This window comes from Pseudomonas sp. PARCl1 (genome assembly GCF_947311875.1).
Classification (GTDB): Bacteria; Pseudomonadota; Gammaproteobacteria; order Pseudomonadales; family Pseudomonadaceae; genus Aquipseudomonas; species Aquipseudomonas juntendi.
In genome coordinates this window covers 38,359-48,473 of record NZ_CAMZMX010000041.1, presented here as the reverse complement: position 1 = coordinate 48,473, position 10,115 = coordinate 38,359, and the positions used below count along the sequence as shown (strand labels likewise).

Below are 10,115 nucleotides of genomic sequence, written 5' to 3'. Positions count from 1 at the left end.
TTTGATACGGCCAAGCTTTTCAGCTCTGAACACCTCAGAAAAGCTTGACCGCCAACAGAGTATCTACGTTTGTTTCGGGCCAGTAACGCCTGTGACAGGCGCGCGCGGCCGCCTCGTTTGTACGGCGCGATATTGAGGCATGCGCCAAGGCGTTCGCGCGCAAATCCCACAGGAATAATTGGCCCGAAACAAACGTAGGAGCGAGCGCAGCTCGCGATGCGCCGCGCGGGCGGCGCTCGCTCTAACAGGCGCTGCATACCTTGTGGCAAACACCTGTCAGCCCTGATGCGATCCCCGTGGGAGATGGCTTGCCAGCGATAGGGCCGGTACAGGCATCAATAACCTTCAGGCCTTGCGCGGGTTAAGAATCACCAGGGCCAAAACCCCCGCCACAATCCCCCAGAACGCCGACCCGATCGAGAACAGGGTCAGCCCCGACGCCGTCACCATGAAGGTAATCACTGCAGCCTCACGCTCGCGCGCTTCGCTCATGGCAACCGTCAGCCCGTTCATGATCGAGCCAAACAGCGCCAGCGCCGCAATCGACAGCACCAGCTCTTTCGGCAACGCGGCAAACAGCGCTGCCAGGGTCGCCCCGAATACCCCGGCGATGCCGTAGAAAATCCCGCACCACACCGCTGCGGTGTAGCGTTTGCTGGGGTCTTCATGGGCATGCGGCCCAGTGCAGATGGCCGCGCTGATCGCCGCCAGGTTGACCCCGTGCGAGCCAAACGGCGCCAGCAGCAGCGAGGCAAAACCGGTAGCCGAGATCAGGGGCGAGGCCGGTACCTGGTAGCCGTCGGCGCGCAGCACGGCCACGCCAGGCATGTTCTGCGAAGTCATGGCCACCACGAACAGCGGAATGCCGATGCTGATGGTGGCGGCCAGCGAGAAGCTCGGCGTGGTCCACACCGGCTTGGCCACTTCCAGGTGGAAGCCGCTGAAGTCCAGCAGGCCCAGCGCGCCCGACAGTGCGGTACCCACCAGCAAGGCCGCCAGCACGCAGTAGCGCGGCGACAGCCGCTTGACCAGCAGGTAGCTGAAGAACATGCCCAACACCAGCAGGGTACGGTGCTGCGCCGCCACGAAAATTTCGCTGCCGATCTTGAACAGGATGCCCGCCAGCAACGCCGAAGCCAGCGACGCCGGAATGCGTTTGACCAGGCGCTCGAAGCTGCCGGTCAGCCCGCACACCAGCACCAGCACCGCACAGGTGATGTAGGCGCCAATGGCCTCGCCGTAGCTGACCCCGCCCAGGCTGGTGATCAGCAGCGCTGCGCCGGGGGTGGACCAGGCAATGGTGATGGGGGTGCGGTAGCGCAATGACAGGCCGATGCTGCACACCGCCATGCCAATCGACAGCGCCCAGATCCACGACGAGATCTGCGCAGTGGTCAGCCCGGCCGCCTGGCCGGCCTGGAACATCAGCACCAGCGAGCTGGTATAACCGGTGAGCATGGCGATGAAGCCGGCGACCACCGCCGACGGGGCGCTGTCTGCCAGGGGCCGCAGGCGTGCGGAAGTGGCATTGGTCATGAACAAAGTCCTTGTAAAGGTGTAAGCAGTTTTTTCAGACTACAGCCAGCAAGGTGGATCCTTGCCATACAGCGGCCATTGCTTTTAGCCGTACAGTCGCCAACTATTGGGCGCAATTGCAAAACTGCTTTGCAGGGAGGGGCGATGTACAAGGTTTATGGCGACTACCAGTCGGGTAACTGCTACAAGGTCAAGTTGATGTTGAGCCTGCTGGGCCGGCCGTACGAATGGCACCCGGTGGACATTCTCAGGGGCGAGACCGAAACGCCGGCGTTTCTGGCGATGAACCCCAATGGCAAGGTGCCGGTGCTGGAGCTGGAAGACGGCACTTACCTGTGGGAGTCCAACGCCATTCTCAATTTCCTGGCCGATGGCAGTACATTCCTGCCCAGCGAGCCGCGCCTGCGCACCCAGGTGTTGCAGTGGCAGTTCTTCGAGCAGTACAGCCACGAGCCGTACATTGCCGTGGCGCGTTTTATCCAGTTTTACCTGGGGCTGCCAGATGAGCGTATGGAGGAATACAAAAAGCTGCACAAGGGCGGCTACAAGGCCTTGAGGGTGATGGAACGCCAGCTGCAGATGACCCCGTACCTGGTCGGTGAGCAGTATTCGATTGCCGATGTGGCGTTGTATGCCTACACCCATGTGGCCCATCAGGGCGGGTTCGACCTGGCCGATTACCCTGCCGTTCGCGCCTGGCTGGCGCGGGTTGCCAGCCACCCAGGGCATGTGCCGATGGTGGGTTGACCGCTAACCTGTACCGGCCCCATCGCTGGCAAGCCAGCTCTCACAATCAATATGTTAGGTATTGTTGTGTGGGAGATTCTATGGTTCCTGGCAAGGGTAGCCGGAGCATCTTCAGCGCCTGTGAGATCGAGCGCCGCCCGCGCGGCGCATCGCGAGCTGCGCTCGCTCCTACGTTTGTTTCGGGCCAGTAACGCCTGTGACAGGCGCGCGCGGCCGCCTTGTTTGTACGGCGCGATATTGAGGCATGCACCAAGGCGTTCGCGCGCAAATCCCACAGGAATAATTGGCCCGAAACAAACGTAGGAGCGAGCGCAGCTCGCGATTGCGCCGCGCGGGCGGCGCTCGCTCTAACAGGCGCTGCATACCTTGTGGCAAACACCTGTCAGCCCTGACGCGATCCCTGTGGCAGCTGGCTTGCCGGCGACAGGGCCAGTACAGGAAAGCTGAAACCTGTCAGGCCGAAGCAAACCGCTCATCCAGGTAGGCAATGATGGCCTTGGACTCATACATCCAGGTCACCTTGCCCGCTTCTTCAATGCGCAGGCACGGCACTTTCACCCGGCCGCCACCTTCTTGCAGGGCCTGGCGGTGCGCCGAGTCGTTCTTGGCATCACGCAGCGCCACCGGTACGTTCAGGCGGTGAAGGGTGCGGCGGGTCTTGACGCAGAACGGGCAGGCATGGAACTGGTACAGCGCCAGGCCCTTGGCCGCCTGGTCGACGCGGGCCTGGGCGGCGGCGTCGCGCTTGCGCTTGGCCGGGCGGCTGATCCAGTCTGCAAACACGATGACTTGGCCGAGGCCAACCCGCAGGGCTTTGACGATCATGGGCAACTCCTGAAATGCAAAAGCCGACCTGCAAGGGTCGGCTCGGGGTCTGCAGCCAATTACTTGATCAGGCTGAGGAACTCGCTGCGGGTGGCGGCGTTGTCGCGGAATTCGCCCAGCATCACCGAGGTGATCATGGTCGAGTTCTGTTTTTCCACACCGCGCATCATCATGCACATGTGCTTGGCTTCGATCACCACGGCCACGCCGGCGGCACCGGTAACCTGCAGGATGGCCTCGGCCACCTGGCGGCTGAGGTTTTCCTGAATTTGCAGGCGGCGGGCGAACATGTCGACGATGCGCGCGACCTTCGACAGGCCCAGCACCTTGCCTTTGGGCAGGTAGGCCACGTGCGCCTTGCCGATGAACGGCAGCATGTGGTGTTCGCACATCGAATACAGCTCGATGTCCCGGACCAGTACCATTTCGCTGTTGTCAGAGCTGAACAACGCGTTGTTGGTCACTTCTTCCAGTGTTTGCTCATAACCGCGGCAAAGGTACTTCATCGCCTTTGCAGCCCGCTTGGGCGTGTCGAGCAGGCCCTCGCGGGAGACGTCCTCGCCAAGCTGGCTGAGGATCTCGGTGTAGTTCTGTTCCAGGGACATGGATCTACCTTGGGAAAAAATCGCAAAAACGAAGGTTACGGCGGCGCGCGCGGCGCTGCAAGCGCGGCGTTACTCGTCGCGGCCTTCGAGCATGGTTCGCTTGAGCATCACATACACGGCACCGGTGCCGCCGTGGCGGGCACTGCACGAGGCAAAGCCAAGCACCTGCGGGTGCTGGCGCAGCCAGGTGTTGACGTGGCTTTTGATCATCGGCCGCTTGCCGTCCAGGCGCGCAGCCTTGCCATGGGTCACGCGCACGCAGCGCACTTCCAGCTTGGTGGCTTCGGCGATGAAGGCCCACAAGGTTTCGCGGGCCTTCTCCACGGTCATGCCATGCAGGTCGAGGCTGCCCTCGAACGGGATCTGCCCCAGTTTCAGCTTGCGCAGCTGGGTTTCCTGCACGCCGTCGCGGCGCCACATCAGTTCGTCTTCGGCGCCCACGTCGATCACGAACTGGTCAGACATACCGTCGATGACCAGCGCCTTGTCACTGCGAACGGTCGCCGCCTGGCGCAGGCCGGCCAGCTGCTGGCGGTCTGCCTTGGGCTTGCCGACTTCGGCGCGGTCGTGGCGGATCGGCTTTACGCCGCGCACTTCGGCCTTGAACAGGGAAAAATCGTCGTCTTGCATGGTGCCTCCACGTGGGCGGCGTAGTTTACGCGACTGTGGGGGCTTTATGCAGCCAATACAAAACCCTCAATCATGCTTCTTCATCAGGTGCGGCGACAGGTTCAGCTCACGCCCGCGCCGCAGGCGAATGCGGCTGCGCCGCCACAAGCGCACGCCCAGCCACAGCAGCAGCAAACCAGCCACGGTAACGATGCTGGACAACGCCTTGTTGGCGTTGAGTTCCTGCAGGGCAGGGTAGTTGCCGAGCAAGCCGGCGATGCCGGCCATGGCCAGCAGTACGCCCAGGGTCGCCAGCAGGGCGGACAGCCCGGCCGCCAGGCGGGCGCCCCAGTTACGCGGTTGGCGCGGGCGCAGGCGCTTGGCGTCGAAACTGCCTTTGAGCTTCATTCCGCTCTCCTCAGTGGATATCCGGAATTCGACCTGCCGCCGCCCCTTGGGTTCCGCCCGGCTGCCGGGCGGTCGTGCCAAGGCCTCAGATCAGGCTGGCGGTTGGGGCCACGCAAGCGAAGTTGTCGGCCATCACGGCCATTTCACACTGGTGGATCTGCGCGGCCGGTATGACCCCGTCCTTGAACGCCAGGTCGCGGGTCGCCGAAGCGTCTTCTACCAGTGTGCACCGGTAACCATAGTCTTTGGCGCGGCGCACGGTGGTGCTGACGCTGGAATGGCTCATGAAACCGCACACGATCAGGTCCAGGTGCCCCAGCTCCTGCAGCGTTTCGTGCAGCTTGGTGTTCTTGAAGGCATTGGGCATACGTTTTTCGATGACGATTTCGCCCTCCAGCGGCTCCAGCCCTGGAATGAACTGGCCAGCGGGCCCCTGTGGGTCGAAACGGCCACCCACCGTGCCCAGGTGGCGAACATGGATGATCGGACGGCCGCTTTTGCGCGCGGCGTCGAGCAACCTGGCGATGTTGGCCACGGCCTCGTCCATGCCCGACAACTGCAGGGGCCCACTGAGGTACTCCTTTTGCGCATCGATGATGATCAGGCTGGCGTGGCTCAGCTTGGCCGGCGGGTAATCGCGGCCAGTGAGGCGGAACATCGTGGTTGGAACGGACATCAAGGGCTCCTTGGTAGGGCTTTTGTGCACCTATTCTCCCCTGCATTGGCGCCAATGGGAATGGTTGACAACGCAAGTGGCATGGTTACTGGCCTGTGGCTAGCCCGGCAACCATGCGATGGAACAAATCTGTGCCCCAGGCTGTTAGACTTTTGTCCGTTCTGAATTAGGAGTACCCCGTGATCACATCCCGCCTGCGCACCCTGCGCGACTACATCCGCTGGGCAGTCAGCCGCTTCCATGAGCATGACCTGTTCTTCGGCCATGGTGCCGACAATGCCTGGGACGAAGCCCGTCTGCTGGTGCTGGGTGCGGTGCACCTGCCATGGGAGGTGGCCGACAGCTACCTGGACTGCATGCTCGAAGACGACGAGCGGGTGCGCCTGCAGCACCTGCTCAAGCGCCGTATCGAAGAGCGCGTGCCAACTGCCTACCTGTTGGGCGAGGCCTGGTTCTGCGGCATGTCGTTCATTGTCGACGAGCGCGTGCTGGTGCCGCGCTCACCCATTGGCGAGCTGATCGAAAAGCGCTTCGAGCCGTGGTTGGCCAACGAGCCGGCACGCATTCTGGACCTGTGCACCGGTTCGGGCTGCATCGGCATCGTCGCCGCCGACGTGTTCCCCGAGGCCGAAGTGGTGCTGGCCGACCTGTCGTTCCAGGCCCTTGAAGTGGCCAACCAGAACATCGAGCGCCATGGCCTGGACGCCCGTGTGTACACCGTGCAGGGCGACGGTTTTGCCGGCTTGCCCGGGCAGCGCTTCGACCTGATCCTGTCCAACCCGCCGTATGTCGACGCCGAAGACTTCGACGACATGCCGGCCGAGTACCACCACGAGCCGGAGCTGGGTCTGGCCTGTGGCAATGATGGCCTGGACCTGGTGCGGCGCATGCTGGCCGAAGCGGCCGACCACCTCACCGAAAAAGGCTTGCTGATTGTCGAAGTGGGCAACAGCCAGGTGCATGTGGAGGCGCTGTACCCCGAGGTGGACTTTGCCTGGCTGGAGTTCGAGCGCGGCGGGCATGGGGTGTTCATGCTGACCGCTGAGCAGTGCCGCCAGCACCAGGAGCTGTTCAAGGGCCGCGTCTGATTCCGAACGGGGCTGCTTTGCAGCCCATTCGCGGGCATGCCCGCTCCCACCGGTTTATCACCGGTCCTTGTGGGGGCGGGCAAGCCCGCGAAACAGGCAACGCGGTCTTAACGGGTTGCAATCCAGATCAGCAGCCCCGCCTGAAACACCGCAAACGCCACCAGGCACGTAATGGTAAAGCGCAGCCCGCCATCTTCACGCTGGTACTTGGCCACCCGCTCATCACGCTCGCGCAGCTGTGCGTCTTTTTCCTGCAACTGCTGGTCTGCCTGCTGCAGCAAGCTGGCCGCATCAAGGATAGCCACCCGTTGCAGCCGTTCATTGCTCCAGGCTGCTTTCAACTGCCCCACAGGCATTTCCACGGTGCGGCCCTTCAGATGCTGGGCGTCTTCGTACTCCACCTCGATGCCCACCCCACGCAGGCAGTGGTCACGGCGCAGGCGTGAGTCTTCGTTCAGCGCGTCCTTGTTCGGCAAGGGCATGCCCTCGACCTGGTAATGCGACCATTTGCGCTGCAACCATTGCGCGGCCTGGGCCAGCAGGAAGCGGCCGATGCCGCGGTTGACCGGCTCCAGCTGCAAGCCCTGGGCGTTGCCGATACGTACCCGGCGTTCGGCATGGTCCACGCGGATGTCCAGGCGGTTCTGTTCCTTGTGTACCTTCTGCCCAGGCAACTGGATCTCCATGCGCAGCAGGCTGTGGGCCTTGTCATGGCGCTCGGCATAGCCGAACTGCACAAAGCGCAGCGGCCGGGCGCCGGTGCTGCGGTCGGTGGGCAGCGCGGCCAGGCGCAATAGCTTGAAGTGTTCGACCGGCAGGTCGGCCCAGGGCTGGGCGGGGTTGTCCTGGGGCTCTTCGGCCGGCTCTGCGGCGGCGGGGGCAATGGTCATGGCTGGTCCTCGGCTATGCCTGCTGTATCGGCAGGCAGGCCGCAGACCTGAGGGCGTTGCCTCAGGCCGAAGGCAAATGCTGGATGAAGGTCACGATTCGCTCACCCAGTTCGCGGGCCAGGGGCAACTCAGGGTTGAGGTAGCTGTCGCGTTGCTGGCTCATGTCTTTGGGGCTGATACGCAGCATGTGGTTCATGCCGTCGATCAACACCAACTGCGCATCCGGCTTGGCTGCCTTGAGCCGTTCGGCGTCGGCCACGTCCACCTGCACATCGTTGCGCCCCTGCACGATCAGCGCCGGCATCGGCAGGCGGGCGAAGGCGGCGGCGGGGTTTTGCCGGAACAGGGTAATCAGGTAGGGCTGCACACTAGGGCGGAACACCTGGCGCAGCGGTGCCGGCACGTCCAGGCTGGTTTGCCCGGCCTGCAGGCGGTCGAGCAGGGCGCTGCCACCGGCCAGTTGCGCCGGCGGCAGGCGCTGGGCCAGCTGCTCGCGCAACACGTCGGCCATTGGCCGGCCGCTGCCGGCCAGGGTAATCACGGCGCTGGCCCCGGCCTGTTCGGCGGCCAGGCTGGCAATCAGCGCACCTTCACTGTGGCCGATCAGGATCAGCGGGCCAAAGCGCGGGTCGGCCTTGAGCTTGTGGCTCCAGGCGATCACGTCGGCCACATAGCGCTCCACGCTCAGGTCCCGCTCATCGGGTGCGGCAGGCTGGCTGGCAGCCACGCCACGCTTGTCGTAGCGCACGCTGGCAATGTGTTCGTTGGCCAGCAGCAGGGCCAGGCGCTTGAGGTTGTCGACCCTGCCCGAGGCCGGGTTGTTGCCGTCACGGTCGGTAGGGCCAGAGCCGGCAATAATCAGCACCACCGGCGGCGGTGTGGCTTGCTGCGGCAGCAGCAAACTGCCGTGCAGCACGCCCTGGCCGGTGTCGAGGTCGATGGGGCGTTGCAGCACGGTGGGGGCGGCGGCCTGGGCCAGGCCGGTACACAGCAAGAGGAACAAGGCGACAAGGCGCGACATCATGCGGTACTACATGGGGAGATGTGGGTTTGACCCAATGTTTTGGGGAAGGTTCTGGGGGGCTTGGCAGGTTTGGCCTCTTCGCGGGCATGCCCGCTCCCACAGGGTGATATCTGTGGGAGCGGGCGTGCCCGCGAACGGGCCAGCACAGGCGATCAAACCATCTGTATACTGCCGCTTTCGTCCATTTCAGGCAGATCTCGCGGAGCGTCCATGTCCGGCAATACCTACGGCAAGCTGTTCACTGTCACCACCGCTGGCGAAAGCCACGGCCCGGCGTTGGTCGCCATTGTCGACGGGTGCCCACCGGGCCTGGAAATTTCCCTCGCCGACCTGCAGCACGACCTGGACCGGCGCAAGCCCGGCACCAGCCGGCACACCACCCAGCGCCAGGAGGCCGACGAGGTGGAGATTCTGTCCGGCGTATTCGAAGGGCGCACCACCGGTTGCTCGATCGGCCTGTTGATCCGCAACACCGACCAGAAGTCCAAGGACTACTCCGCTATCAAGGACCTGTTCCGCCCGGCCCACGCCGACTACACCTACCACCACAAGTACGGCCTGCGCGATTACCGCGGCGGCGGCCGCAGCTCGGCCCGCGAAACCGCCATGCGCGTGGCCGCCGGTGCCATCGCCAAGAAGTTCCTGGCCAGCCAGGGCATCACCGTGCGCGGCTACATGAGCCAGCTGGGGCCGATCGAAATCCCGTTCAAAACCTGGGAATCGGTGGAGCAGAACGCCTTCTTCAGCCCCGACCCAGACAAGGTGCCGGAGCTGGAGGCGTACATGGACCAACTGCGCCGGGACCAGGATTCGGTGGGCGCCAAAATTACCGTGGTTGCCGAAGGCGTGATGCCTGGCCTGGGCGAGCCGATTTTCGACCGCCTCGACGCCGAACTGGCCCACGCGCTGATGAGCATCAACGCGGTCAAGGGCGTTGAAATCGGCGCCGGTTTCGCCAGCGTGGCCCAGCGGGGCACCGAGCACCGTGACGAGCTGACCCCTGAAGGCTTCCTCAGCAACAATGCCGGCGGCATTCTGGGTGGCATTTCCTCGGGGCAGCCCATCGTGGCCCACCTGGCGCTGAAGCCGACGTCCAGCATCACCACCCCGGGGCGTTCCATCGACGTGGATGGCAACCCGGTCGAGGTGATCACCAAAGGCCGCCACGACCCGTGCGTGGGTATTCGTGCCACGCCGATCGCCGAAGCGATGATGGCCATTGCCCTGATGGACCACCTGCTGCGCCACCGTGCACAAAATGCCGATGTGCAGGTGACTACCCCGGTGCTGGGCCAGCGCTGATCTGCCTGCACCGGCCCCATCGCTGGCAAGCCAGCTCCCACAGGGTCACCACAAACCAGTACATTGTGGGCCAACCTGTGGGAGATTCTATGGTTTTTGGCAAGGGTAGCCGCAGTATCTTCAGCGCCTGTGAGATCGAGCGCCGCCCGCGCGGCGCATCGCGAGCTGCGCTCGCTCCTACGTTTGTTTCGGGCCAGTTATGCCTGTGGAATTTGCGCGCGAACGCCTTGGCGCATGCCTCAATGTCGCGCCGTATGAACCAGGCGGTCGCGCGCACCTGGCACAGGGGTTACTGGCCCGAAACAAACGTAGGAGCGAGCGCAGCTCGCGATGCGCCGCGCGGGCGGCGCTCGCTCTCACAGGCGCTGCATATCTTCTGACAAACACCTGTCAGCCCTGATGCGA

11 protein-coding genes are annotated in these 10,115 nt (G+C 63.9%); 3 read left to right on the top strand and 8 right to left on the bottom strand.

Annotated features, from left to right (window positions below):
* Nucleotides 1–345: 345 nt before the first annotated feature.
* Nucleotides 346–1,536, bottom strand: coding sequence for a benzoate/H(+) symporter BenE family transporter (locus tag QME24_RS19420; RefSeq protein ID WP_029887246.1), 1,191 nt, complete (start codon nucleotides 1,534–1,536; stop codon nucleotides 346–348).
* A gap of 144 nt (nucleotides 1,537–1,680) precedes the next feature.
* Here QME24_RS19420 and QME24_RS19415 point away from each other — a divergent pair, with 144 nt between their 5' ends.
* A complete protein-coding gene (locus QME24_RS19415) occupies nucleotides 1,681–2,283 on the top strand; it encodes a glutathione S-transferase family protein (protein WP_029887247.1) in 603 nt (200 codons plus the stop codon).
* A gap of 453 nt (nucleotides 2,284–2,736) precedes the next feature.
* Here QME24_RS19415 and QME24_RS19410 read toward each other — a convergent pair whose 3' ends face one another.
* The 5 genes from QME24_RS19410 to QME24_RS19390 all read right to left on the bottom strand — a co-directional run bounded on the left by QME24_RS19410 (nucleotide 2,737) and on the right by QME24_RS19390 (nucleotide 5,406).
* Nucleotides 2,737–3,108 carry a glutaredoxin gene (locus tag QME24_RS19410; RefSeq protein ID WP_009683233.1) on the bottom strand — a complete coding sequence of 124 codons (372 nt, stop codon included), beginning with the start codon at nucleotides 3,106–3,108 and terminating at the stop codon, nucleotides 2,737–2,739.
* A gap of 59 nt (nucleotides 3,109–3,167) precedes the next feature.
* Entirely contained in the window at nucleotides 3,168–3,713 is a 546-nt protein-coding gene (folE, locus tag QME24_RS19405; RefSeq protein ID WP_009683234.1) for a GTP cyclohydrolase I FolE, read from the bottom strand.
* Between the two features lie 69 nt (nucleotides 3,714–3,782).
* Nucleotides 3,783–4,343, bottom strand: coding sequence for a Smr/MutS family protein (locus QME24_RS19400; protein ID WP_009683235.1), 561 nt, complete (start codon nucleotides 4,341–4,343; stop codon nucleotides 3,783–3,785).
* Nucleotides 4,344–4,409: 66 nt separating this feature from the next.
* On the bottom strand, nucleotides 4,410–4,730 hold the full coding sequence (locus QME24_RS19395) for a hypothetical protein (protein ID WP_009683236.1): 321 nt from the start codon (nucleotides 4,728–4,730) through the stop codon (nucleotides 4,410–4,412).
* 85 nt (nucleotides 4,731–4,815) lie between these two features.
* Entirely contained in the window at nucleotides 4,816–5,406 is a 591-nt protein-coding gene (locus QME24_RS19390) for a cysteine hydrolase family protein (protein WP_009683237.1), read from the bottom strand.
* A gap of 179 nt (nucleotides 5,407–5,585) precedes the next feature.
* Between QME24_RS19390 and prmB the strand changes: the two genes are divergently transcribed.
* Nucleotides 5,586–6,494, top strand: a complete 909-nt coding sequence (gene prmB, locus QME24_RS19385; RefSeq protein WP_009683238.1) for a 50S ribosomal protein L3 N(5)-glutamine methyltransferase — start codon at nucleotides 5,586–5,588, stop codon at nucleotides 6,492–6,494.
* A 107-nt stretch (nucleotides 6,495–6,601) separates the two neighbouring features.
* Here prmB and QME24_RS19380 read toward each other — a convergent pair whose 3' ends face one another.
* Together QME24_RS19380 and QME24_RS19375 are read right to left on the bottom strand one after the other, a co-directional pair.
* Nucleotides 6,602–7,384, bottom strand: coding sequence for a hypothetical protein (locus QME24_RS19380; RefSeq protein WP_281690964.1), 783 nt, complete (start codon nucleotides 7,382–7,384; stop codon nucleotides 6,602–6,604).
* Nucleotides 7,385–7,445: 61 nt separating this feature from the next.
* Nucleotides 7,446–8,408: an alpha/beta hydrolase gene (locus QME24_RS19375; RefSeq protein ID WP_281690963.1), complete on the bottom strand. Its 963-nt coding sequence runs from the start codon at nucleotides 8,406–8,408 to the stop codon at nucleotides 7,446–7,448.
* A gap of 210 nt (nucleotides 8,409–8,618) precedes the next feature.
* Here QME24_RS19375 and aroC point away from each other — a divergent pair, with 210 nt between their 5' ends.
* Nucleotides 8,619–9,710, top strand: a complete 1,092-nt coding sequence (gene aroC, locus QME24_RS19370; protein WP_029887408.1) for a chorismate synthase — start codon at nucleotides 8,619–8,621, stop codon at nucleotides 9,708–9,710.
* Nucleotides 9,711–10,115: the final 405 nt, after the last annotated feature.